At 50.0% G+C, this 274-nt stretch carries 1 protein-coding gene; it reads right to left on the bottom strand.

Features of this window, described 5'->3' with window-relative positions; genetic code table 11:
• A partial coding sequence (locus tag QWY29_RS21200; protein ID WP_369292675.1) for a DNA polymerase occupies window positions 1-241 on the bottom strand: 241 nt, incomplete at its 3' end.
• Window positions 242-274 lie beyond the last annotated feature (33 nt).

Genomic DNA, 274 nt, shown 5'->3' with positions numbered 1-274 from the left:
CCAGTAGTGCATTCCTCTGAGCTTCGGGATTACCGAATCGACGGATACGACCAAAAGGGGTTTGAAGGAACCCTTGCTTAGTAGCTTCAAACATAATCTTATTATGGTACTGACCGATCTCGGGATACGATTGGAAGAAAGTGGTCCGGAGCGCCTTAGCACGAGCAGGTGTGATTGGTAGACCTTCGACTCCAGGGACTCCACGACCATAGATAAAGCCCAAGGGCCAACTCTTAGCCACCAACAATTTCCAAGGAGGAGTAACCGAGTCGTC

The sequence above is a fragment of the Nocardioides abyssi genome (assembly GCF_030412915.1).
GTDB lineage: Bacteria > Actinomycetota > Actinomycetes > Propionibacteriales > Nocardioidaceae > Nocardioides > Nocardioides abyssi.
Note: the sequence above shows the minus strand (reverse complement) of the source record. Positions and strands in the feature narration are given on the sequence as shown.